Below are 23,673 nucleotides of genomic sequence, written 5' to 3'. Positions count from 1 at the left end.
GGACGGCGCGGCGGGGCTCGGGGCGATGGCGGTCACGCGGCGCTCCTCGGGGTGTCGGCGGTGGTGGAGCCGTGGTACTCGACGGCGTCCCGGGTGAGGTCCATGAAGGCCTGCTCCAACGAGACGGTGCGGGTGGCGAGTTCGTACAGCGCGATGCCGAGCTCGGCGGCCACCGTGCCGATCCGACGGGCCGTCAGCCCGGCGACCTCCAACTCCTCGGAGCCGGCCAGGCCGGTGATCTCGACACCCGGACCGGTGAGCGCCTCGCGCAGCCGGGCCGGGTCGGCGGAGGCGACCGTCACCCGGTCGCCGCCCGCCTGCCGGACCAGGTCCTGCACCGTGGTGTCGGCCAGCAGCCGGCCCCGGCCGACCACGATCAGGTGGTCGGCGACCAGCGCGACCTCGCTCATCAGGTGCGAGGACACGAAGACCGTCCGGCCCTCGGCGGCCAGGCCGGTCAGCAGGTTGCGGATCCACAGCACGCCCTCGGGGTCGAGGCCGTTCACCGGCTCGTCGAGCATCACCGTGGCCGGGTCGCCGAGCAGCGCCGCGGCGATGCCCAGCCGCTGGCCCATGCCGAGCGAGAACGCGCCCGCCCGCTTGCCGGCCACCGCCTGAAGGCCCGTCAGCTCGATCACCTCGTCGACCCGGGCCCGCGGAATGCCGTGCGTGTGGGCCAGCGCCATCAGGTGGTTGAACGCGGACCGGCCCGGGTGGATCGACTTCGCCTCCAGCAGCGCGCCGACCTCCTGCAGCGGGGCGGCGTGCTCGGCGTAGCGGCGGCCGTTGACCCGGACCGATCCGCTGGTCGGCGCGTCCAGACCGACGACCATCCGCATGGTGGTCGACTTCCCCGCGCCGTTCGGCCCGAGGAACCCGGTGACGGTGCCCGGCTTGACGGTGAAGTCGAGCCCGTCCACCGCCGTCTTCTCGCCGTAACGCTTCGTCAGCTGCTGCGCTTCGATCATCGGTCGTCCCATGCGTGTCGTCGGCCGGGCCGTCCCGACCGCCTCACCCACCACGCTAGGCGCGCCCGGCCCGCGGACGGCGGCACCCGGGGACGATCATTCGCCCGGGGGTGGTACCGCGGTACTACCCCGAACGGGCCGCTCCCGGGCGGTGACCGGTCCACCGGTGCGGAATTGGCCTTGGACCGCGGCGGTGGACGTCCGGTACGGTCCGGCGCATGCGCATCCGAATCGTCGACGCGTTCACCGACCGCCCGTTCTCCGGGAACCCGGCCGGGGTGGTGCTGTTCGACTCCGAGTCCTTCCCGGCCGACGACTGGCTGCAGCGGGTGGCCGCCGAGGTCAACCTCTCCGAGACCGCCTTCGCCCACCCGCTGCCGCCCGGCGGCGAGGCCGACTGGGCGCTGCGCTGGTTCACCCCTGCCACCGAGGTCGACATGTGCGGCCACGCCACGCTGGCCACCGCGCACGTCCTGCACCGCACCGGGGCCGCCACCGGCACCGTCCGCTTCACCGCCCGCTGCGGAGTGCTGACCGCCACCCCCGAACCCGACGGCGCCATCACCCTGGACTTCCCCACCTCGCCGCTGACGCCCGCCCCGACCCCCGAGGGCCTGGCCGGGGCGCTGGGCGCGGAACCCGTCGCCGTCCACGACACCGCCGCCGCCATCGGCGACCTGCTCGTCGAACTGGCCGACGAGACGACGGTGCGCGAGCTCGCCCCGGACCTCGCCGCACTGGCCGCCGCGCCGCTCTCCGCCCGCGGCATCATCGCGACCGCCGCCGCCGACGACCCGGACGGCGCCTACCAGTTCGTCTCGCGCTGCTTCTTCCCCGCCATCGGCATCGACGAGGACCCCGTCACCGGCAGCGCCCACACCGCACTCGCCCCCCACTGGTCCGCCCGCTTCGGCCGCGAGGACCTCACCGGCCTCCAGGGCGGCGCCCGCACCGGCCTGGTCCGCACCCGGCTGCGCGGCCCCCGCACCCTGCTCACCGGCCACGCCGTCACCGTCGTCGACGGCGAACTCCACGCCTGACCCGAACGGGACTGTGGCGAACCGGTCCTGACGCAGTATCAGTCGAGCAACGGGCCTTTCGCCCGGTCGGTCGGCGCTCGCACACTGGATCTGACCCGGGTCACGGCCCCGGCCGGTGAGCCGCTGTGATGTCCGCCTGTCGGAGGGAGTGGGGTTCCCGTGTCGGTGCTCATGCTGGTGGTCGGGGTGGTGCTCCTGCTGGCCGTGATCGCGATCGCCACGACGTCCGAGTCCGCTGCCACGGCGATCGGGCAGACCTTCGAGGGAGAGGTGGTCCGCCGCTACTCCGAGCAGGTCACGCTGACCACCGGGATGCGGACCGACCACCGGCTGGACGTCCGCACGGACGACGGCGAGGTCATCTCCCTCACCCTGCCCGGGCGGGTCTGCAGCCGGTTCGCGGTCGGCGACCGGATCGTCAAGCGGGCGGGCGAACGCTGGCCGAGCACGGCATAGTCTCCTTCGCGGTGCGGGCGGTGGCCGCTACACGGTGCCCTGCCAGCAGTGCGGGCCGAGGAAGGTCTTGATGTCGGAGGCGAGGCCGTTGTCGGGGTTCACGGTGAAGCCGAGCTCGTAGAGGGTGTTCTTGTCCCAGCCGGTGGTGAGCAGCCGCACCGGCACGTCGCCGGGGTGGGCCTGCAGGGTGGCCCTGAGCTCGGCGACCACGTCGGGGGTGAGGCGGCCGACGGGTGCGGTGATCTGGACCGGCGGCTTGGTGCCGAGTTCGGCGGAGGAGATGTCGAGGGTGGTGATCTCCTGGCCGAAGATGCTGAGCGAGCCGTCGCGCTCGTTGAGGCGGCCGCGGACGGCGATGACGTTGTCCTCGACCATCTGGGCGGACATCAGCTGGTAGGCGGCGGGGAAGAACAGCACCTCGATGGAGCCGTCGCGGTCGGCCAGGGTGATGATGGCCCAGGCGTTGCCGGCCTTGTTGATGCGCCGGTCGACGCCGGTGATCAGGCCGGAGAGCCGGACCTCGCCCTCGGTGCGGCCGGAGCCGAGGAGTTCGACGATGGAGATGTCGCGGTTCTTGGCGAGGATGTGCTCGGCGCCGTCCAGCGGGTGGCTGGAGACGTAGAGGCCCAGCATCTCCCGCTCCAGGCCGAGGAGTTGCTTGCGCGGCCACTCGCGGTCGGTGAGCTGGAAGTCCAGGCCGATGGCGGGGGTGTCGTCGCCGCCGAGCATCGCGAACAGGTCGTCCTGGCCGATCGCCTGCTGCTTCTTGACGCCGGTGACGGCGTCGATGGCGCTCTCGTGGACGGTGCTGAGTGAGAGCCGGGTGTGGCCGAGCGAGTCGAACGCGCCGGCCTTGACCAGCGAGTCGACGGTGCGCTTGTTGCAGACGACCAGTTCGACCTTGTCGAGGAAGTCGGCGAACGAGGTGTACTTGCCCTTCTCCTGCCGGGTGGCGACCAGCGACTCGATCACGGGCACGCCGACGTTGCGCACCGCCTTCAGGCCGAAGCGGACGTCGCTGCCGACGGCGGTGAAGTCGACGACCGACTCGTTGACGTCCGGGGAGAGGATCCGGATGCCCATCGCCCGGCACTCGGCCAGGTAGACCGCCATCTTGTCCTTGTCGTCGGCGACCGAGGTGAGCAGCGCGGCCATGTACTCGGCCGGGTAGTTGGCCTTCAGGTAGGCGGTCTGGTACGAGACCAGGCCGTACGCGGCGGAGTGCGACTTGTTGAAGGCGTAGCCGGCGAACGGGACCAGCACGTCCCACACGGCCTGGATGGCGGCGTCCGAGTAGCCGCGCTCCTTGCAGCCCGCGTGGAACGGGACGAACTCCTTCTCCAGCACCTCCTTCTTCTTCTTGCCCATCGCGCGGCGCAGCAGGTCGGCCTGGCCGAGCGAGTAGCCGGCCAGCACCTGGGCGGCGCGCTGCACCTGCTCCTGATAGACGATCAGACCGTAGGTGGGGCCGAGGACCTCCTTGAGCGGCTCCTCCAGCTCCGGGTGGATCGGGACGATCTCCTGCTGGGCGTTCTTGCGCAGCGCGTAGTTGGTGTGCGAGTTCATGCCCATCGGGCCGGGCCGGTACAGCGCGGACACGGCGGAGATGTCGGCGAACTCGGTGGGCTTCATCAGGCGCAGCAGGGCGCGCATCGGGCCGCCGTCGAGCTGGAAGACGCCGAGGGTGTCACCGCGGGCGAGCAGCTGGTAGGTGGTGGGGTCGTCGATCGGGATCTTGTCGATGTCGACGTCGACGCCCCGGTTGGCCTTCACGATCTTGATGCAGTGGTCGATGATGCCCAGGTTCCGCAGACCCAGGAAGTCCATCTTGATCAGGCCCATGGCTTCGCACGACGGGTAGTCGAAGCCGGTGATGATGGTGCCGTCCTTGTCCCGCATGTGCAGCGGGATCAGGTCGAGCAGCGGGGTCGAGGACAGGATGACCGCCGCCGCGTGCACGCCGGTGCCGCGGATCAGGCCCTCGATGCCGAGGCCGGTGTCGATGATCTTCTTGACGTCCGGCTCGTTCTCGTACAGCGAGCGGATCTCGGTGCCCTCGTTGTAACGGGGGTGCTTCTCGTTGAACAGGTCGGCCAGCGGCACGCCCTTGCCCATCACGTCCGGCGGCATCGCCTTGGTGATCCGGTCGCCCATCGCGAACGGGTAGCCCAGGATGCGGTTGGCGTCCTTGACGGCGGCCTTCGCCTTGATGGTGCCGAAGGTGTTGACCTGCGCGGTGTACGCCGAGCCGTACTTGTCGGTGACGTAGCGCACCATCTGGTCGCGCTGGCGGTCGTCGAAGTCGATGTCGACGTCCGGCGGGTTGATGCGCTCCGGGTTGAGGAAGCGCTCGAACAGCAGGTCGTGCTCCAGCGGGTCGAGCTGGGTGATGCCGGTGAGGTACGCCACCATCGAACCGGCCGCCGAGCCACGGCCCGGCCCGACCGGGATGCCGTTGTCGCGACCGTACTGGCAGATGTCGGCGACCACGAGGAAGTAGGCGTCGAACCCCATCGGGGTGATCACGCCCATCTCCAGCTCGACCCGGTCCAGCACCTCCTGGCTCGGGCTGTCGCCGTAACGGTGCTGCAGGCCCGCGGCGATCTTCTTGCGGAGGAACGAGGCCTGGGTCTCACCCTCCGGCACGTCGAACTGCGGCATCCGGTCGACGTAGGTGAACACCTCCTCGTACGACTCGATCCGCTCCGCGATCGCCAGTGTGTTGTCGCACGCCTCGGGGAGCTCGCTGAACAGCGCGCGCATCTCCTCGGCGGTCTTCACGTAGTAGCCCGAGCCGTTGAACTTGAAGCGGTTCGGGTCGTCCTTGTTCTTGCCCACGCCGACGCAGAGCAGGCTGTCGTGCGCGTCGGCCTGGTCGGCGGTCACGTAGTGCGAGTCGTTGGTGGCCAGCAGCGGGATGTTCAACTGCTTGGCCAGGCGCAGCAGATCGGCGCGGACGTCCTGCTCGATCGACAGGCCGTGGTCCATCAGTTCGAGGAAGTAGTTCTCCTTCCCGAAGATGTCCTGGTACGCGCCGGCGGCCTTCACCGCCTCCTCGTACTGGCCCAGCCGCAGCCGGGTCTGCACCTCGCCGGACGGGCACCCGGTGGTGGCGATGATGCCGGTGGCGTTGGCGGCGATCAGCTCCCGGTCCATCCGGGGCTTCATGTAGTAGCCCTCCATCGACGCCAGCGAGGAGAGCTTGAACAGGTTCCGCAGACCGGTCGCGTTCTGCGCCCACATGGTCATGTGGGTGTACCGGCCGCCACCCGAGACGTCCTTGCCGCCCTCGCCGTCCGCGCCGGTCGGCCGCTGCCCGCCCGGCGACCAGAACACCTGCTTCTTCTCGAAGCGCGAACCCGGGGCGACGTACGCCTCGATCCCGATGATCGGCTTCACCGAGGTCTTGGCGGCCGCGTGGAAGAACTCGTACGCGCCGAACATGTTGCCGTGGTCGCTCATCGCGATGGCGGGCATGCCCTGTCTCTCCGCCTCCGCGAACAGCTTCCCGTTCTTCGCGGCACCGTCCAGCATCGAGTACTCGGTGTGGACGTGCAGGTGGGCGAAGCTGTCGGACACGGCGCCGGGGCTCCTCGCGGTAGACGGACGAAGCCCCCACCCTAACGCCACCGAACCGCGCGGCCCGGGCGGTTGACACCGCCCGGGCCGGCGGCGGGCGCCGCCATGCCCCGCACCTGCGGGGACGCCCCGCTACGCCGATGCCGCCCCGACGGCGATCGTGCACAACCGCTTGGTGGCACGGGTCAGGGCGACGTACAGGTCCCGCTCGCCCGCGGGCCGGGCCGCGACGATCCCCTCCGGGTCGACCACGACGGCCTCGTCGAACTCCAGGCCGCGCGCCTCCGACGCCGGCACCAGCCGGGCGTGCTCCTCCACCCCGGCGGCCGCCAGCTCCGCCACCCGGCCGTCCGCGCACACCACGCCGAGCAGGTCGCCCGGGTGCGCGGCGGCCTGCGCCCGCAGCTCGCGCAGCAGACCCTCGGCCAGCTGCTCCGGGGCCACCTTGACCGACCGCGGCTCGTCGCCGTGCCGGATCGACCGGACCGGCGGCTGCTCCGGGGCGATCCGGGCGAGCAACTCCCGGGTGGTGGCGAGGATCTCCTGCGTGGTCCGGTAACTGACGGTCAGCGTCCGCAGGTCGAAGCGCCCGCCGAGGTGCGGGGCGAGCGCCTCGTTCCAGTCCCGCGCGGTCGCCGCCGGGCCCGCCTGCGCGAAGTCGCCGACCAGCGTCATCGACCGCCCCGGGCAGCGGCGCACCACCATCCGCCACTGCATCGCCGTCAGCTCCTGCGCCTCGTCGACCACGACATGCCCGAACGCCCGCTCGGGAGGACCGTCGACCAGGCTCGCCGCCTCGTCGAGCAGCGGCACGTCGGCCTCCGTCCACGGCGCGCCGGGGGAGCGCAGCAGCGACGCCCGCTCCCCGTCCGTGAGGTGCGGCAGGTGGGCGGCCAGCGCGCCCGCGTCCGCCAGCAGCGCCTCGACGACCCCGCCGGGCCGCAGCCGCGGCCAGTGCTCCTCGACCGCCCGGTCCAGGTGCGCGTCGTCCAGCAGCGCGGCACGGACCGCGTGGGCGTCGAACTCGTCGACCGCGCTGGAGGGTTGGTCGTCGATGCCGAGGCGGCGGAGGTCCCGGGCAGCCATCCGGTCGAGGTCGATCCCGGTCAGCCGGGCGACCTCGGCGTCCAGGCGCTCCAGCGTCTCCGCCGTACCGCGGGCCAGCGCCCGCACCAGGGCGTCCACCAGCAGCTCCAGGAACAGCCGGCGCGCCCGGTTGTGCGCGAGCCCGCTCGCCCGCGCCGCCTCCCGCACCCCCGCGACCTCCCCCTCCTCCAGGGTCACCCACTCCTGCCCGACCCGGACGGTGAACTCGCCGCCGGGCGCCTGCCGCGCCCGCACCGACCCCGCCAGCGCCCCGGCCAGCTCGACGCCGCCCTTGAGGCGCGCCACCGCGAACCCGTCCACCGCACCCGGCCGGACACCCGCCAGCTCCTCGCAGGTCGCCAGCACCACATCGCTCTCGCCGAGCGAGGGCAGCACCTGCGAGACGTAGTCCAGGAACCGCGCGTTCGGCCCCAGCACCAGCACCCCGCGCTCGGCCGCCTTCGGAAACGCGTACAGCACGTACGCCGCCCGGTGCAGCGCCACCACCGTCTTCCCCGTGCCCGGCCCGCCCTGCACCACCGTCACCCCGCGGTGCGCGGACCGCACGATCGCGTCCTGCTCCACCTGGAGCGTGGCCACCGCCGACCCCATCCGGCCCGTGCGCCGCGCCTGCAGCGCCGCCGCCAACGGACCGTCACCGACGACATCCCCGGCGTCCGGCTCCGAGCCGTCCAACAGCTCGTCACTCACCCCCACCACCGTGCGGCCGGACAGGCTCAGGTGCCGCCGCCGGCGCAGCCCCAGCGGATGCACCGGCGTCGCCTCGTAGAACGCCCGCGCCGCACCCGCCCGCCAGTCCACCAGCAACGGCAGTTCGTCCTCGTCCCGCTGCAGCCCCAGCCGGCCGATCCGCAGCACCGTTCCGTCCACCAGGTCGATCCGGCCGAACACCAAACCGCCCTCGGCGCCCTCCATCCGGCGCACCTCACCCGCCAGCCGCCCCGCCGCCACCTCTCGCTCGTACACCGCGCCCGCGCCGTCCGCCGCCGACGCCAGCACCCGACCCAACTGCGCCCGCGCCCCGGCCAACCGCTCGTCGAACAGCTCACCGATGGCCGACACCTGCACCCGCTCCAGCTCCACCTGCTGGGCGGCATCGCCGTGGATCTGCGACAAGGAAGAGCTCCCTCTCTCGATTCGACCCCCCACTATGCAGAGCCATTCCGGGAAAGTAAATATTGACTTGCGCGTCCCGGATGTGTCCTCCAATTCCGCCGCTGCGGGTTTCCGGGAATTCGGGAATTGCGGTCGGGAATTCGGCAGGGCGGCGAGGGTCAGTTCCACGGCTACCGGTGGGGGTTCCGCGAGGTGCGGATCCGGGCAGCCGTTCCGGGGTGCTGTTTTCTTCGTCGGGCGGTGACGACAGACTGTCGGTGTGGACTCCGATCTCTATCCCGACCTGGCTGCCGCTGGCAGCCTGTCCGCGCTGCTGGAGCAGACGGCGGCCGAACTGGGTGTCAACGTCGTGGTGGTGCCGGGTGAGTGGGGATCGCTCACGTCGGCGGGCATCGCTTCCTCGCGCCCGGAGCGGCGGCCGCTGTCCGTGCACATCGGGGCCAGGACCCGATGGTTCGGTGTTTCCGGCTGGAGCCAGGGCATCGAGCTCGTCGGCGGCGGGACGTCGGACCTGGCGGCCGTCGTCCGGGCGGGGGTGGCGTGGAGCGAGGGCAGGAGTCTGCGGGAGCTGCGGGAGGAGCTGCCGTTCCTGAGTTCCAGTGCGCGTGCCGAGGCGCACGAGCGGGGGCCGGCCGCAGTCGTGGAGGTGCAGTGGCGGATGATGCGGGAGCAGGCGGCCGAGGCCCCGGACTTCCGCGAGTTCGCGGCGCTCGTGGAGGCGGCTGGTGCCGAACCGCGGCTGCGGCAGCTCTCGGTGTTCTCCAGTCACTGGACGCTCGGTTTCAGCGCGTGCACCGGCGAACCGTCCCGGGTCGAGGTGGCGCTCGTCCCCTCGTACGACGGCAGCCCGTACCGCGTCCAGGAGTACCTGCACTCCGGAGTCATCGGTGAGGCCGCCACGGCCGAGGAGGCCGTCGCCCTGGCCGTGGCCCACCTCCCCGCCGGCCTCGGGCCGGCCGTCGCGGGCACCGACGCAGCCGGCGGGTGATCGAATCCACCGCCGCCCCCCGCTACTGGTGGTACTAGGTTCACCATGGGATCGGGTACAGGCTTCATGGCGCCGTCCTCCTGCGGTGCCCTAGCTTCGTGCCATGACGATTCCAGCTGGACTGCGACGCACGGTCCTCCGCGCGCGGCGGGATACCGGCTTCATTGCCGCTGGTGTGCTGCCGCACCTGGCGTTGGTGCCCGTGTGGTCCTGGGCGGCGGCGACCACCGCCAGGACGGGGAACTGGGTTCTGACGGTCTCCGTGTCGGCCGTCCTGGTCCTGCTCGCGGCGCCGGTGCTGACGGCCGTTCAGCGGGTTCGCTACCGGGTGCTGATCGGTGTGGACGTCCCCCGGCCGACCCGCATCGGGCCGGAGCGTTGGACGTGGGCCTCGACGGCCCGGCGGCTCGCGGCGGCGCGGCCTTGGCGCAAGATCGGCTACCACCTCGTGCTGGGCCCGCTGCTGGCGTTGCTGGAGGTGCTGGTGCTCGCGGTGGCGGCGGTGTGCCTGGCGGGCGTCATGGCCTGGGCCTGGTCGTGGGCGCTGCCGTCCGGGATCCGCCGGGACTGGTTCGGGTACCTGATCCAGCTGCCGGCCTGCACCGCGGCCGGACTCCTCCTCCTGTGCGCCCTGCCCTGGACCGCGCGGGCCGTGGCCGGGGCCGAGGCGCGGCTGGCGTTGGGCCTGCTCGGGCCCAGCCGGGCGCAGCGGCTCCAGGAGCGGTTGGATCAGCTGGCCGTGAGCCGGACCGACCTGATCGAGGCCGTCGACGCGGAGCGCCGCCGGATCGAGCGCGACCTGCACGACGGCACCCAGCAGCGGTTGGTGTCGCTCGCGGTCAACCTGGGTCTGGCCATCGCCACCCGGCCCGACCTGCCGAGCGAGGCCCGGGAGGTGATCGCGACCGCCCACCTGGAGGCGAAGGAGGCGATCGCCGAACTCAATGACCTGGTGCGGGGGTTGCACCCGGCCGTGCTCGAGGACCGGGGTCTGGACGCGGCGTTGTCCGGGCTGGCTGCCCGCACGCCCCTGCCGGTGCGGCTGCGGGTCGACCTGGAGGAGCGGGCGGCGCCGCACGTGGAGTCGGTCGCCTACTTCGTGATCTCGGAGGCGCTGACCAATGCGACGAAGCACGCCGGCGCGATGCACGCGGAGGTGATCGTCCGTCAGGTCGGCGAGGTGCTGCGGGTGCGGGTGACCGACGACGGGCTGGGCGGCGCCGACGCCGCCGGCACGGGGCTGACCGGGCTGGCCAAGCGGGTCGGCGCCCTCGACGGGGCCTTCCACGTCAGCAGCCCCGTCGGCGGGCCCACCACCATCACCGCGGAGCTGCCGTGCGCGCGGTGATCGCCGAGGATTCGGTGCTGTTGCGGGTCGGCCTGACCAAGGTGCTGGAGATGGGCGGGTTCCAGGTCGTCGCGGAAGCCGGCGACGCGGAGGGCCTGTTGGCGGCGGTGGCGGAGCACCGGCCCGAACTCGCCCTGATCGACGTCCGGATGCCGCCCGGCTTCACCGACGAGGGGGTGCGGGCGGCGATGGAGATCCGTCGGCGCCGGCCGGGGACGCCGGTGGTGCTGCTCTCGCAGTACGTGGAGGAGCGGTACGCGGCCGACCTGCTGTCGGCGAACACCAGCGGGGTGGGCTACCTGCTCAAGCAGCGGGTCGCCGACGTCGCCGAGTTCGTGGCGGCGGTCCGGCGCGTGGCCGACGGGGGCACCGCCCTGGACCCGCAGGTCGTCGCGCAGTTGCTGCTGCGGCGCGACAGCGACCCGCTCGCGCGGCTGACCCCCCGCGAGCGGGAGGTGCTCGGCCTGATGGCCGAGGGGCGCTCCAACGCCGGCATCGCGCAGGCGCTGGTGGTCAGCGAGAGCGCGGTGGCGAAGCACATCAACAACATCTTCGCCAAGCTCGACCTGCCCGTGGTCGACGCGGACCACCGCCGCGTCCTGGCCGTCCTGCGGTTCCTCGGAGCGGCCCGGGCCTGACCTTCCCCGCCACGAGCAGGGCCGACGGCCACGGCCCGACCGCCCGTCCGCGAAGCTCCGTGAAGCTCCGTGGAGCTGCACCGGACACGGGCGGCCGAGGTGTCAGGCGGCCGCCGGGTGGGTCGGGGTAGGGGGAACTGCCAGTCGCCGCCGCGGTCCTCCTTGGCGAGGCGGGCGGCGAGGTCGGGGAGGTGGAGGCGGCAGGCCAGGGCGGTGGCCGTCCGGAAGGCGTTGACGGCGCGCCGGGTCGTCGGCAGGCCCAGGCGCAGGAGGCGGGGGTTGACCTCGGCCTGGATCCGGTCGACGAAGGGTCGCAGGGCGCTGTCGTAGCGCGCGAGGGCGGTGGGCAGGTCGCCGGGGTGGCGGTTGAGGGCGTCGGCCAGGACGTAGGCGCCGACCAGGCCGCCGGAGACTCCCATGCCGCTGTAGGGGGAGGCGCAGTGGGCGGCGTCGCCGGCCAGCACCACCCGGCCCTCCGACCAGGTGTCGGTGCGTACTTGGACGACCTCCTGGGAGTAGAAGAAGGGGCTGGTCCTCATGCCGTCGACGAAGCGGCGGGTCTGCCAGCCGGCGTCGCGGAACCGGTCGGCCCAGAACTCCTGCTGGCGTTCGACGGGTTGACGGTGGATCGCGGAGGCTTCCGCGGATTCCTCGCGCAGCACGAAGTAGACCTGGGTCTCGGTGGGGTTGTGGCTGCGGCGCATGATCTGGCGGCCGCCCGGGACCATGTAGGTGTCCCGGACGTCGGTGTCGGAGGCGGTCCGCGGGACGAACCAGTAGGCCATGTGGATGCCCACCCGCCAGTAGGGGTCGAGGTCCTCCGGGAGGAGCGCCCGCCGGATGCGCGATCCCTGGCCGTCGGCGCTGACCAGGAGGTCGAACTCGCCCGACGACCCGTCGGAGAAGTGCGCGACGACCTGGTGGCCGTCCTGCTCGAAGCCGTCCACGCTCCGGCCGAAGACGTGCTCGACGTCGGGCCCGGTCGCCTCATGGAGGATGCGGATCAGGTCGCCGCGCATGATCTCGTACTCGGAGGTCAGGGTCTGGCGGCCCTGCCCGGAGGTGTTGGCCATGATCGTGGCCCGGGCCCTGCCGCGGGCGTCGACGAAGGCGACGCCCTTCTCGTCGACGAGCCTGTCCCGCACCGCGTCGAGGAGTCCCATCCGGCGGACGGCCTCGATGCCCTGGCCACGCAGGTCGACCTGCGCGCCGGTGGCCCGCAGCGCGGGGAAGCGTTCGACGACGGTCACCCGGTGACCGCCGCGGGCCAGCCAGAAGGCCAGTGCCTGTCCCGCGACTCCGCCGCCGGCGACGAGGACGCGCAGGGATCGTGCTCCGGAACCCGGTGTCATGGCCGTCAACTCCAAAATCTATCGGTGAATGGTTCCTTTCCAGCGTCATCTATCGGCGATAGATTGTCAACGTGACGAAGATGAACCGTGAGACCGTGGTCGCCGCCGCGCTCGACCTGCTCGACGAGGTCGGCCTGGACGCCGTCAGCACCCGGCAGCTGGCGAAGCGCCTGGGCGTCGAACAGCCGTCGCTGTACTGGCACTTCCGCACCAAGAAGGACCTGCTGGCGGCGATGGCGCAGGCCGCGATGACGCCCCACGCGCAGGCCCCGCTGCCGGTGCCGGGGGACGACTGGCGCGCCTGGTTCCTGGAGAACACCCGCAGCTTCCGGCGCACCCTGCTGATGCACCGCGACGGCGCACGCCTCCACGCCGGCTCCACGCCCACGGCGGACCTCGACCGGATCCGCCACAAGATGGCTTTCCTGGTCGCCTCCGGCGTGCCCGAACAGGAGGCCCGGACGGCGATGCTGACGGCCGGCCGCTTCACGGTCGGCAGTGTCCTGGAGGAACAGGCGGACCCCGCCCCCGCCGACGACCCGGACCTGCCGGCCGACGTGCCCCGTCTGGATCACGCAGCGGCGTTCGAGGCGGGACTCTCGCTCATCGTGGACGGCCTGACCCCGCGCCTGGCGCCGGCCGCTCCGCCCGCGGAGCCCGGGGAGCCGGCGTAGGTGGTGTGGGCGGCGCGGGCGGCTCCGGTCCGTGGTGGTGACCGGCCTGCGCACGCCCGGGCCCCGGAGGTTCGGGGCGGCTCAGCGGGTGAGCCCGGCCAGCGGGAGGGACGCCGGGGCTCGGGGGCGGACGGCTCGGGCACGGAGTGCGGTCAGGCGCAGTTCTGCCCCTCGGTGATCCAGGCGGCGATCGTCACCACGCTCATCCGGGGGAGACGCCGATCCGGCGGGACTTCACCGCGAGTCCGGAGAAGGCGTTCGTCAGCGGGCCGTACTCGACGTACCGGGTGTCGGCCACTCGTGGGTCGCCGCAACGGACGATCGACTCCGAGTTCAGCACGTAGTGACCGGCCCCGCCGGCGTCTCCGCCCCGGGCCCGGGTTCAGGCGCCGGCGCGGACGACGAAGTCCCGCCGGAGCTCGTCGGCCGGGGCCTCCAGACGCACGCGCAGGCCGAGTTGGATGGCGCCCGGCAGGCCGGTCGCCGTCGCGGCGACGACGAAGCCCTCGTCGACGGCGACCAGGCAGCGCTGCTTGGGTCGGCCGTGGCGCCGGGACGCCTCGGTCAGTCTGACGATCCGTCCGAAGCCGGGGCTCAGCTCGTCGTCCAGGTCGGTGGAGCCGCAGGTGGTGCACAGCAGCCTCGGCCCGGCGTGCGGGGTGCGGCACCAACGGCAGCGCTGGTACGGCACGGTGGGCGGGTCGACGGTGGTGGCGGGCATGGCGGTCCTTGCCGGGAGGAGGTCGGGTGCGCCCACGATTCGACTACCGGACGCGCCGTGCTGCCATGGTCCGCACCGCCATCCGTGGGCCGCTGATATGTGTTCAGGAGCCACTCGGGGCACGGCAGGTCGACCGGTGTCTGCCCGTGCCACCTTTCCGGCGGTGACTGTGGTGGCCGGACATGTGTGCCGGAACGCGCCCGATTCCTAGCGTGACCGTATGGAAACCATCGAGACCCCCACCGACCTCGCGGCCGGCCGGTTCCTGGCCGGCCGCAAGGCGCTGGTGACCGGCGCGGCGAGCGGCATCGGCCGGGCCTGCGCGGTGGCGCTGGCCGAGGCCGGCGCGCACGTGTACGTCGTCGACCTGGCCGCCGACGCCGCCAAGGAGCTCGCCGCCGAGATCGGCGGGACCGCCCACACCGCCGACCTGTCGGACCAGGAGGCGGTGGACGGCCTGCCCGCCGACGCCGACATCGTGGTCAACAACGCGGGGCTGCAGTTCGTCGCCCCGATCCACGACTTCCCGGTGGAGCGCTTCACCACGATCCAGCGGATCATGGTCGAGGCCCCGTTCCGGATCGTCCGCCGGACCCTGCCCCACATGTACGAGCGCGAGTGGGGACGGATCGTCAACATCTCCTCGGTGCACGGACTCCGGGCCAGCGCCTTCAAGTCGGCGTACGTGACGGCGAAGCACGCGCTGGAGGGGTTCAGCAAGGTCACCGCGCTGGAGGGCGCGCCGCACGGGGTGACCAGCAACTGCATCAACCCGGGGTACGTGCGCACGCCGCTGGTGGAGCACCAGATCGCCGGGCAGGCCGTCGCGCACGGCATCTCGCCGGAGGAGGTGGTCGAGAAGATCATGCTCGACCGCACCGCGATCAAGCGGCTGATCGAGCCGGAGGAGGTCGCCCGCGCGCTGCTGTTCCTGTGCGGCGCGCACACCGGCTACATCACGGGCGCGTCCATCCCGCTGGACGGCGGCTGGACCGCCCACTGACCTCGCGGGACACCGGCCGCCGGCCCCGCCGGCGGCCGGTGTCGACGTCCCACACAGGCCCGTCGGCAACTGTGGACCGGCTCCCCATATGCCCGCGAACCGGGCGTTCCTACGGTGTGGCGACATCCCTCACCACCACCCGGAAACGGTGACCCCATGGCCAGCCCCACCCCCGCCGGAAACGGCACGCCCCCCGTCGGAAGGCCCGCTGCCCTGCGGCGGGTGGTCGCCGCCTCGCTGATCGGCACCACCGTCGAGTGGTACGACTACTTCCTGTACGGCTCGGCCGCGGCGCTGGTCTTCGGGCACGTGTTCTTCCCCAAGGCCGACCCGCTGACCGGCACCCTGCTGTCCTTCCTCACCTACGCCATCGGCTTCGCCGCCCGCCCGCTCGGCGCCCTGGTGTTCGGCCACTTCGGCGACCGGATCGGCCGCAAGAAACTGCTGGTGCTCAGCCTGCTGCTGATGGGCGGCGCGACCACCCTGATCGGCCTGCTCCCGACGTACGACCAGGTCGGCGTGGCCGCGCCGATCATGCTGACCGCCCTGCGGCTGGTGCAGGGCTTCGCGCTCGGCGGCGAGTGGGGCGGCGCGGTGCTGCTGGTCTCCGAGCACGGCGACCAGCAGCGGCGCGGCTTCTGGGCGTCCTGGCCGCAGGGCGGCGCCCCGGCCGGCAACCTGCTGGCGGCGGGCGTGCTCTCGCTGATGACGACCCTCCAGTCCGACGCGGCGTTCCTGGACTGGGGCTGGCGGGTGCCGTTCCTGCTCTCCGCGGTGCTGGTGATGGTCGGCCTGTGGATCCGCCTCGCGGTCGACGAGTCCCCGGTGTTCAAGGAGGCGCTGGCCAAGGCCGAGCAGCGCAAGGCGGAGCAGAAGAAGGCCGAGCAGCCGCCGCTGATCGCCGTGCTGCGCAAGCACTGGCGCGAGGTCCTGATCGCGATGGGCGCCCGGATGGCGGAGAACATCTCGTACTACGTGCTCACCACCTTCGTGCTGGCGTACTGCGTCGGGCACCTCAAGCTCGACAAGCAGACCGCGCTGAACGCGGTGCTCATCGCCTCCGCCGTGCAGTTCGCGCTGATCCCGCTGTTCGGCGCGCTCTCCGACAAGGTCGGCCGCAGGCCCGTCTACCTGGTCGGCGCCGTCGGCGTCGGCATCTGGGCGTGGGCCTTCTTCGGCCTGCTCGACACCAAGTCCTTCCCGGCGATCCTGCTCGCCATCACCGTGGGCCTGGTCTTCCACAGCGCGATGTACGCCCCGCAGGCCGCGTTCTTCTCCGAGCTGTTCGAGACCCGGATGCGCTACTCCGGGGCCTCGATCGGCGCCCAGTTCGCCTCCGTCGCGGCGGGCGCCCCCGCCCCGCTGATCGCCACCGCGCTGCTCAAGGGCTACGGCAGCTCGACGCCGATCTCGGTGTACGTCACCATCGCGGCCGTCATCACCCTGGTCGCGGTGCTGTGCGCCCGCGAGACCCGCGGCCGCGACCTGGCCGACCTGAGGAAGGACGCAGCGGCCGAACCGGCGACCACCGCCGTCTGATCGCCGTCCGCGCGCTGTGGCACTCCGCGCGGGCGGTTCGGGCCCCGACCACCTCCGGTCGGGGCCCGTGCCGTTCCCGGGGGCGGGATCGTGTGGGGCGCTCGCACATGGCGGCGAGGTGAAGGGTGGATTTCCGCGCCATTACCGCGTGCACCGGCCGGCCGCATGATTCACGTCACAGCCCGCCGCTCCGGCCTCCACGGTCCCACCCGTCCCGGCCGGCCCCGGTGGAGCTGACGGTCATGCCCCACCCCCACCCAGGAGCCCTCATGACTCGTCCGTCCCGTACGGCCGGCACCAGCGGCGGCGTGCGCCGCTGGATCTCGGCCGCCACCGGCGCGCTCGCCCTCGCCGCCGGCCTGCTGACCGTCGGAGCCCCCACCGCGTCCGCCGCCGCCCTGACCCAGGTCAGCAGCTTCGGGTCGAACCCCGGCAACCTGTCCATGTACGAGTACGCGCCGGACGGCCTGGCCACCGGCCGCCCCCTGGTGATGGCGCTGCACGGCTGCACCCAGACCGCCACCGACTACCACACGCACTCGGGCTGGGCGCAGTACGCCGACCAGTACAAGTTCGCCGTGGTCTACCCGCAGACCTCCTCGAGCAACCAGTCGCTGAGCTGCTTCCGCTGGTACGACCCCGCGCAGAGCACCCGCGGCAACGGCGAGGCGCTGTCCATCAAGCAGATGGTGGACAAGGCGATCGCGCAGTACGGCAGCGACGCCCGCCGGATCTACATCACCGGCCTCTCCGCCGGCGGCGGCCAGGCCGCGAACCTGCTCGCCGACTACCCGGACGTGTTCGCGGGCGGCTCGATCGCCTCCGGCCTGCCCGCCCAGTGCGCGACCTCCTCCAACGGCACCAACGCGTGCCAGTACGGCAGCCTGAACCTCACCCCGGCGCAGTGGGGCGACAAGGTCCGCAACTCCTACCCGGGCTGGACCGGCGCCTACCCGCGGGTGGCGATCTGGCAGGGCAGCTCCGACTACACGGTCTACCCCGTCAACAGCACCGAACTGCGCGACCAGTGGACCAACGCCTGGGGCATCTCGCAGACCGCTTCCAGCACCCAGACCCTGACCGGCAAGACCACGCTGACCAGCTACAACGACGCCAACGGCAAGGCCGCTGTCCAGCTGTACTCCATCGACGGCATGGGGCACGGACTGGCCGTCAACCCGGGCTCCGGCACCGGCCTGTGCGGCTCCACCGGCGCCTACTTCCTCGGCACCATCTGCTCCAGCTACTACACCGCGGCGTTCTGGGGCCTCGACGGCTCCGGCTCCACCACCACCCTCCCGGCTCCGAGCGGTCTGGCGGTCACCGGTACGACGAGCAGCAGCGCGACGTTGAGCTGGTCGGCCGTCAGCGGGGCGGCGTCGTACAACGTGTACCGCGGTGGTGCGAAGGTCGGCAGCAGCACCTCGGCGGGTTACACCGACTCGGGTCTGACCGCGAGCACCAGCTACGCGTACACGGTGGCCGCCGTCGACCCGGCCGGCACCGTCGGCACCGCCTCCGCCGCCGTCACCGCCACCACCGCCGCCGCCTCGGGCGGCACCACCCTCCCGGCTCCGACCGGTCTGGCGGTCACCGGTACGACGAGCAGCAGCGCGACGTTGAGCTGGTCGGCCGTCAGCGGGGCGGCGTCGTACAACGTGTACCGCGGTGGTGCGAAGGTCGGCAGCAGCACCTCGGCGGGTTACACCGACTCGGGTCTGACCGCGAGCACCAGCTACGCGTACACGGTGGCCGCCGTCGACCCGGCCGGCACCGTCGGCACCGCCTCCGCCGCCGTCACCGCCACCACCGCCGCGGTCTACACCCCCCAGTGCTTCACCGCCAGCAACTACGCCCAGGTCACCGCCGGCCGCGCCCACACCAGCGGCGGCTACACCTACGCCAACGGCTCCGAGCAGAACATGGGCCTGTACAACCTCTTCGTCACCCACACCCTCAAGGAGACCGCGGACGGCTACTACGTGATCTCCGACAGCGGCTGCTGACCCCCCGAGCAGCCCCGAACCCGCCCCCGTCCACCCGGACGGGGGCGGGGTTCGGGTCAGCCCGCCACCACGGCAGGCCCTCAGGTCGCGGCCTGCCGGTGGGTTCCGGCGGTCAGGGCCCAGATGACGAAGATGTCCACGGCGATCATGATGATCGCCCAGAACGGGTAGGAGGGCAGCCACAGGAAGTTGGTGATCATGTTGAGTCCCGCGGCGACCACACCGAGGGCCCGGGCCCACCACGCGCCACTGAAGAGCACGATGCCCGCAACCGCGAGGAGGATGCCGAGGGCGAGGTGCAGCCAGCCCCAGCCGGTGACGTCGAACTTGTAGACGTAGTTGCCGGTGATCACGTAGCGGTCGTCGTTGACGATGGCGCCGATGCCTTCGAGGATCGCCATGGTGCCGCCCAGGATCAGCATGCAGGCGGCGAAGACCGTCCAACCGGTGGCGAACCGCTGACGGGTGACGGGAGCGCCCTGGGATGCTCCGCTGAGATTGCTGGCCATGTTCGGCTCCTTCGGGTGGACCCTCGGTCGTTGCGCGCGACCCGGGCCGTAGGCCTCCCCTGTTACCAAGCTGACACGGGCGCGCCCCGGTTGCTACTCGCGCCCGCTCCGAGCGGCCCCCCCGCCGGGTGCCCGTGAACGGTCGCGGGTACCGGAAGGGCGGCTCAGGCTGGCTGTATGAGCGAGAACCTGGAGGTCCGGAGGGCGGGCCCGCCGGACGCGGCCCGGCGCGTGCTGCTGCTGCCGGGTGGGATGTGCACCTCGGAGTTCTACGCGGACGTGCTGGCCCGGCCGGCCGTGGCCGGTCTGGGCATGGTGGCGGCGACGCTGCCGGGTTTCGGTCGCACGCCGCCGCCGGCGGACCTGTCGCTGGAGAACTACGCGCGGCTGATGGGCGCCTTCGCGGCGGACGAGCGCTGTGACGTGGTGGTGGGGCACAGTCTGGGGGCGAACGTCGCGATCGAGATGGCCGCCCTCGGCGTGTTCACCGGGCCCCTGGTGCTGCTGTCGCCGACGTTCTCGCGGGCGGACGAGGCGACCTTCCTCGGGATCCTGGACACCGTGGGCCGGGCGCCGGTGATCGGCGCGTGGGCCTGGTCCGCCATGCTGCGGACGGTGCCCGCGATGATGAAGAAGGACATGCTGAAGGCCGGGATCCCGGCGGAGCGTGCGCAGACCCTGGCGGCCGACATGGGCAACAACGACCCCGCGTTCTGCCGCGGGATCGTGCGGCGCTACTACGACTACCTCGCCCGGCACCCCTCCCTGGTGGCCCGGCTGCGTGACTCCGGGGCGCAGGCGTGGATCGTCCGCGGCGACCACGACGAGATCGACCTGAAGGACGAGGAACGCCGCGAGCTGGAGGCAAGCCCCCGGATCACGATGGTGGACGTGCCGAACGCCGGGCACCTGCTGCTGGTGGAGCAACCCGCACCCGTGGCCGAGGTCATCGTCGAGGCGACCGAAGCCGTCTCGCCCTGAACGGCCCGGCGCACGGCCGGGATGTGGATGCGGCGCCTCGTCGTCCGCTACCCGCACGCGATCGCCGGCCTGTTCCCGGTCGACCCGAGAGTTCCCCGTGCACGACGCCCCGCAGGACAGCCGGTAGCCGGACCGGGAGGTGATCGGATTGACTGGGCGGATGCCGCCGACTCCGGACCAGCCACCCGCCCATCTCGTCGACACCGTCCAGGCACTGTTGGACCGTCACCGGCCGGAAGACCGGAAACCGCCGACGGTCGTCCGCCTCCCCGCAGACACGGACGCGGACGAGTTGGCCGGGCTGAGGGACACGCTCGGGCAGTGGTCGGGCCGGCCCCGAAGCCTGGCCCTGGACCGGTTGGTCGACCCGACCGTCACCGAGGAACGGGGCCGGGCCCTGCTGGAGCCGTTCGGCGAGGAACTGGTGGAGCTCGCCGCCTGGGGGTACCGGGCCCACTGGATCGGCCTGGGCCGGGTCGCCACCGGCGACGGCACCGGAACCCGGCCGGTCGTGGTGGTCGCGGACCGCCCGGACCCGGCCTGGGGCGGGCTCCCCGGGGCGAGCACCTGGGTCGAGCGACTGTGCGCGATCACCGGCCGACAGCCGAGCGGTCCTCCCGCCGTCGACTGGCAGGCGGTGGAGGCCGAACTGGGCACCGCCCTGCCGCCCGACTACAAGGAGATCGTCGACGTTTTCGGCCCGGGCAGCTTCGACAACTACGTCGACCTGCTCACCCCGAACACCAAAGGCTCGGACCTCATGAGGGTTATCGAGGCACCCGCCGCCCGGTTCGCGCCGCACCCGGCGTTTCCGGCGCCGCACGGCCTGCTGCGATGGGGCTCCTCCGAGTACGACCTGGACCTCGCCTGGCAGACCGGCGCGGCGGACCCGTCCGACTGGCCCGTGCTCGTCCGGTCGGACGCCGCCGAAGGGTGGCGGAGATACGACTACGGCGCCGGCGAGTTCCTCGCCCGCCTGCTCACCGACGTCGGGCTCGGATTCGAACCGAGCTACTCGGTCGACGAGCACTTCTTCGAGAGCTGGGACCACTGATCACCCGCAGGGCCGCCACCGCCCGGCACGGCGGAGGAAGGGCTCAGCCCTCGACGCCCGTGGCGCGGTGGGCGGCGCGAGGGATGCCGGGCCGCTCGACCCGGCGAGGCTGCGGGTGAGGCCGACTGCGGCCGCTTCGGCGGCGTCCTGCCGCGCCGAGACGCTCCCGCAGCACCGGTGCCGTCCTCGGTCACCTCCCCTCAGCGAACACCGCACCGCCGGCGGGACGGGGGAGCCGCGCCGTTCGGGCGGGGTCGTTGTCCGGTGGCTCGGCGGCGACGGCGCGGCCTGCGACCGCGGCGGTCGCCGGGAAGACTGGGTGACATGGAACCGGTCGAGGCGCTGCGGCGGATCGCCTTCCTGCTGGAGTGGCGCGGGGCGTCGCCGTACCGCGTCCGCGCCTTCCAGGCGGCGGCCCACGCGGCCCGCCGCCTGCCCCCGGGCCAGGTCGACGCAGCCGCCGCCCGGCAGTTGCCCGGCATCGGACCGGTGACCGCGGACGTCATCGCCGAGGCATCGACCGGCGGCACCCCCGGCTACCTCGCGCACCTGGAGGCGGACGCCGGGCCGGCCGCCCTGGCGGGCTGGAAGCTGGCGGCCGCGTCCACCGGCGACTGCCACGTGCACTCCGACTGGTCCGACGGCGGCAACCCGATCGAGGAGATGGCACACGCGGCCCGCGACCTGGGCCACCGGTGGGCGGTGCTCACCGACCACTCGCCCCGCCTCACCATCGCGCACGGCCTCAGCGCGGACCGGCTGCGCCGCCAACTGGACGTCGTGGCCGCCCTCGACGAGGGCCGGGACGACGAGTTCCGCCTGCTGCCGGGCATCGAGTGCGACATCCTGGCGGACGGCTCGCTCGACCAGGAACCGGAACTGCTCGACCGCCTCGACCTGGTGGTCGCCTCCGTGCACTCCGAGCTGCGCTCCGAGCCGGGGCCGATGACCGCCCGGATGGTGGCGGCCGTCCGCAACCCGCACGTCGACGTGCTCGGCCACTGCACCGGCCGGCTGGTCACCGGCCGGGGCCGCCCGCAGTCCCGCTTCGACGCCGAGACCGTCTTCCGGGCCTGCGCCGAGACGGGCACGGCCGTGGAGATCAACTGCCTGCCCCAGCGCCGCGACCCGCCCGACGACCTCCTGCAGCTCGCGGCGGGGGCGGGCTGCCTGTTCGCGGTGGACACCGACGCCCACGCCCCCGAGCACCTGGACCGGCAGCCCTCCGGGTACGCCCGCGCGGCCCGGATCGGCCTCGGGGCGGACCGGCTGGTGACGACCTGGCCGGTCGAGCGCCTGCTGGCCTGGACCCGCCGCTCCGACACCGCCGACCCCTCCGAGCCGCCCGGCAACCGCGCCTGAGGGTGCGTCAGGTGGCCGGACCGGGCCGGGGCGGGGCGCTCGGTGGCGGCGTGCCAACCTGGTCCGGTGAACGACGTCCTCGCCGCCGCCCTGCACCGCGCGGTCGCCCACCAGCACCGGTTCGAAACCCGCTTCGCCGGGTACTTCGACTCCCTGACCGACCCGGACCGCGGGACCCTGGAGACGCCGCCGCACGGCGCGTTCCCCGCCCACGCCCTCGACCTGGTGCGCGAACTGTCGCTGCGCGGCGGCAAACGCCTGCGGGTCGCCCTGCTGCACGAGGCCGCCGGCCTGGTGAGCGCGGAGCCCGTACCGGGCCTGGACACCGCCGCCGTCAGCATCGAACTGCTGCACACCCACGGCCTGATCCACGACGACCTGATCGACGACGCACCCGCCCGCCGCGGCGGCCCCTCCACCTACTACGCCTACCGCAGCCGGTTCCCCGACCGCCCCGACACCGCGCGAGCCCTCACCGTGCTGGCCGGCGACCTGGCCGCGTTCCTGTCCGTGCGGGTCCTGCTCACCGGCGACCTGCCCGCGGACCGCGCGCTCGCCATGGCCGCCGTCACCACCGACGCCGGAGCCACCTCCGTCAACGGGCAGCTGCTCGACCTGGAACGCGACTTCCACCCCGAACCCGGTCTCGAACTCCTGCACACCGTCACCGAGTTCAAGTCCACCCGGTACTCGATCCTGGCCCCGCTGCGGCTCGGCCTGCTCGCCGCCGGCGCCGACCCCGCCCCGTACGACGCGGAACTGCGCGGCTACGCCACCGAGCTGGGCATCGCCAACCAGATCCACGACGACTGGCTCGACCTGTTCGGCGACCCGGACGCGCTCGGCAAACCCGTGGGGACCGACATCCGCTCCGGCCGCCGCAACTACGTGGTCCGCGCGCTGCTGGCCTCCGCCGACGCGGCCGAGCGCACCGCCCTGGAGGCGGTCCTCGGGAACCCGCACTGCGAGGACCGGGACCTCGACCGGATCCGCGACGCCGCCCGCGCCCACGGCATCGACCGTGCACTGCGCTCCGACGCCGCCCGCCACGCGGACCAGGCAGCCGCCCACGCCGCCCGCTGGCACCGGCGCTGGCGCCCGGCCGCCGCGGCTTTCTTCGCCCACCTGCCGGCCTGGTCCGTCACCCGCGAGTCCTGACCTCGTGGTCGGCCGGTTGTCGTGAAGCGCGGTGCAGGTCCGAAGGCCCACCCGCCCCGCTCTCTCCGCCCCCC

At 72.7% G+C, this 23,673-nt stretch carries 19 protein-coding genes and 1 pseudogene; 13 read left to right on the top strand and 7 right to left on the bottom strand.

Features of this window, described 5'->3' with window-relative positions; genetic code table 11:
• Positions 1-32 precede the first annotated feature (32 nt).
• Positions 33-968, bottom strand: a complete 936-nt coding sequence (locus BX266_RS02830; RefSeq protein WP_099897347.1) for an ABC transporter ATP-binding protein — start codon at positions 966-968, stop codon at positions 33-35.
• Positions 969-1,186: 218 nt separating this feature from the next.
• Between BX266_RS02830 and BX266_RS02825 the strand changes: the two genes are divergently transcribed.
• Positions 1,187-2,008: a PhzF family phenazine biosynthesis protein gene (locus tag BX266_RS02825; protein ID WP_099897346.1), complete on the top strand. Its 822-nt coding sequence runs from the start codon at positions 1,187-1,189 to the stop codon at positions 2,006-2,008.
• A gap of 159 nt (positions 2,009-2,167) precedes the next feature.
• The gene (locus BX266_RS02820; RefSeq protein ID WP_099897345.1) at positions 2,168-2,464 is read left to right on the top strand and encodes a hypothetical protein; all 297 of its coding nucleotides are present in this window, start codon (positions 2,168-2,170) and stop codon (positions 2,462-2,464) included.
• 27 nt (positions 2,465-2,491) lie between these two features.
• On the opposite strand, the gene dnaE is transcribed toward BX266_RS02820, so the two are convergent.
• Both dnaE and BX266_RS02810 read right to left on the bottom strand, forming a co-directional pair.
• A complete protein-coding gene (dnaE, locus tag BX266_RS02815; protein WP_099897344.1) occupies positions 2,492-6,043 on the bottom strand; it encodes a DNA polymerase III subunit alpha in 3,552 nt (1,183 codons plus the stop codon).
• Between the two features lie 132 nt (positions 6,044-6,175).
• Positions 6,176-8,266, bottom strand: a complete 2,091-nt coding sequence (locus BX266_RS02810) for an AAA family ATPase (RefSeq protein WP_180290353.1) — start codon at positions 8,264-8,266, stop codon at positions 6,176-6,178.
• 259 nt (positions 8,267-8,525) lie between these two features.
• Here BX266_RS02810 and BX266_RS02805 point away from each other — a divergent pair, with 259 nt between their 5' ends.
• The 3 genes from BX266_RS02805 (at position 8,526) to BX266_RS02795 (ending at position 11,240) form a co-directional block, all read left to right on the top strand.
• Complete coding sequence (locus BX266_RS02805; protein WP_099897343.1) at positions 8,526-9,254, top strand: DUF6193 family natural product biosynthesis protein; 729 nt, start codon at positions 8,526-8,528, stop codon at positions 9,252-9,254.
• A gap of 103 nt (positions 9,255-9,357) precedes the next feature.
• Complete coding sequence (locus tag BX266_RS02800) at positions 9,358-10,602, top strand: histidine kinase (RefSeq protein WP_099897342.1); 1,245 nt, start codon at positions 9,358-9,360, stop codon at positions 10,600-10,602.
• Positions 10,590-11,240, top strand: coding sequence for a response regulator transcription factor (locus tag BX266_RS02795; RefSeq protein ID WP_099897341.1), 651 nt, complete (start codon positions 10,590-10,592; stop codon positions 11,238-11,240). The genes BX266_RS02800 and BX266_RS02795 overlap by 13 nt, the downstream gene beginning before the upstream one ends.
• A gap of 416 nt (positions 11,241-11,656) precedes the next feature.
• On the opposite strand, the pseudogene BX266_RS02790 reads toward BX266_RS02795, so the two are convergent.
• Positions 11,657-12,592: pseudogene (locus BX266_RS02790) on the bottom strand (FAD-dependent monooxygenase); the annotation flags it as partial.
• An 80-nt stretch (positions 12,593-12,672) separates the two neighbouring features.
• Here BX266_RS02790 and BX266_RS02785 point away from each other — a divergent pair.
• Positions 12,673-13,266: a TetR/AcrR family transcriptional regulator C-terminal domain-containing protein gene (locus tag BX266_RS02785; RefSeq protein WP_310794831.1), complete on the top strand. Its 594-nt coding sequence runs from the start codon at positions 12,673-12,675 to the stop codon at positions 13,264-13,266.
• 202 nt (positions 13,267-13,468) lie between these two features.
• Here BX266_RS02785 and BX266_RS38335 read toward each other — a convergent pair whose 3' ends face one another.
• Positions 13,469-13,606, bottom strand: coding sequence for a hypothetical protein (locus tag BX266_RS38335; protein WP_180290352.1), 138 nt, complete (start codon positions 13,604-13,606; stop codon positions 13,469-13,471).
• Positions 13,607-13,648: 42 nt separating this feature from the next.
• Positions 13,649-13,987, bottom strand: a complete 339-nt coding sequence (locus tag BX266_RS02780; protein WP_099897338.1) for a hypothetical protein — start codon at positions 13,985-13,987, stop codon at positions 13,649-13,651.
• A 220-nt stretch (positions 13,988-14,207) separates the two neighbouring features.
• Here BX266_RS02780 and BX266_RS02775 point away from each other — a divergent pair, with 220 nt between their 5' ends.
• The 3 genes from BX266_RS02775 to BX266_RS02765 all read left to right on the top strand — a co-directional run bounded on the left by BX266_RS02775 (position 14,208) and on the right by BX266_RS02765 (position 18,535).
• Positions 14,208-14,990: a 3-hydroxybutyrate dehydrogenase gene (locus BX266_RS02775; protein ID WP_099897337.1), complete on the top strand. Its 783-nt coding sequence runs from the start codon at positions 14,208-14,210 to the stop codon at positions 14,988-14,990.
• A gap of 156 nt (positions 14,991-15,146) precedes the next feature.
• Positions 15,147-16,529, top strand: a complete 1,383-nt coding sequence (locus BX266_RS02770; RefSeq protein WP_099897336.1) for an MFS transporter — start codon at positions 15,147-15,149, stop codon at positions 16,527-16,529.
• Between the two features lie 269 nt (positions 16,530-16,798).
• Entirely contained in the window at positions 16,799-18,535 is a 1,737-nt protein-coding gene (locus tag BX266_RS02765) for a PHB depolymerase family esterase (RefSeq protein WP_099897335.1), read from the top strand.
• A gap of 80 nt (positions 18,536-18,615) precedes the next feature.
• Here the strand turns inward: BX266_RS02765 and BX266_RS02760 are convergent, their stop codons facing one another.
• Positions 18,616-19,044, bottom strand: coding sequence for a hypothetical protein (locus tag BX266_RS02760; protein ID WP_099897334.1), 429 nt, complete (start codon positions 19,042-19,044; stop codon positions 18,616-18,618).
• 177 nt (positions 19,045-19,221) lie between these two features.
• Here BX266_RS02760 and BX266_RS02755 point away from each other — a divergent pair, with 177 nt between their 5' ends.
• The 4 genes from BX266_RS02755 (at position 19,222) to BX266_RS02740 (ending at position 23,599) form a co-directional block, all read left to right on the top strand.
• Positions 19,222-20,025: an alpha/beta fold hydrolase gene (locus BX266_RS02755; RefSeq protein ID WP_099897333.1), complete on the top strand. Its 804-nt coding sequence runs from the start codon at positions 19,222-19,224 to the stop codon at positions 20,023-20,025.
• 160 nt (positions 20,026-20,185) lie between these two features.
• The gene (locus BX266_RS02750; RefSeq protein ID WP_099897332.1) at positions 20,186-21,079 is read left to right on the top strand and encodes an SMI1/KNR4 family protein; all 894 of its coding nucleotides are present in this window, start codon (positions 20,186-20,188) and stop codon (positions 21,077-21,079) included.
• A gap of 324 nt (positions 21,080-21,403) precedes the next feature.
• Positions 21,404-22,441 carry a PHP domain-containing protein gene (locus BX266_RS02745; protein WP_099897331.1) on the top strand — a complete coding sequence of 346 codons (1,038 nt, stop codon included), beginning with the start codon at positions 21,404-21,406 and terminating at the stop codon, positions 22,439-22,441.
• 66 nt (positions 22,442-22,507) lie between these two features.
• A complete protein-coding gene (locus BX266_RS02740; RefSeq protein ID WP_259464504.1) occupies positions 22,508-23,599 on the top strand; it encodes a polyprenyl synthetase family protein in 1,092 nt (363 codons plus the stop codon).
• Positions 23,600-23,673: the final 74 nt, after the last annotated feature.

Origin of the sequence: Streptomyces sp. TLI_171, from assembly GCF_003610255.1 — a bacterium.
GTDB lineage: Bacteria > Actinomycetota > Actinomycetes > Streptomycetales > Streptomycetaceae > Kitasatospora.
The sequence above is the reverse complement of the archived record's forward strand: the minus strand, read 5'-3'. Positions and strand labels throughout refer to the sequence as shown.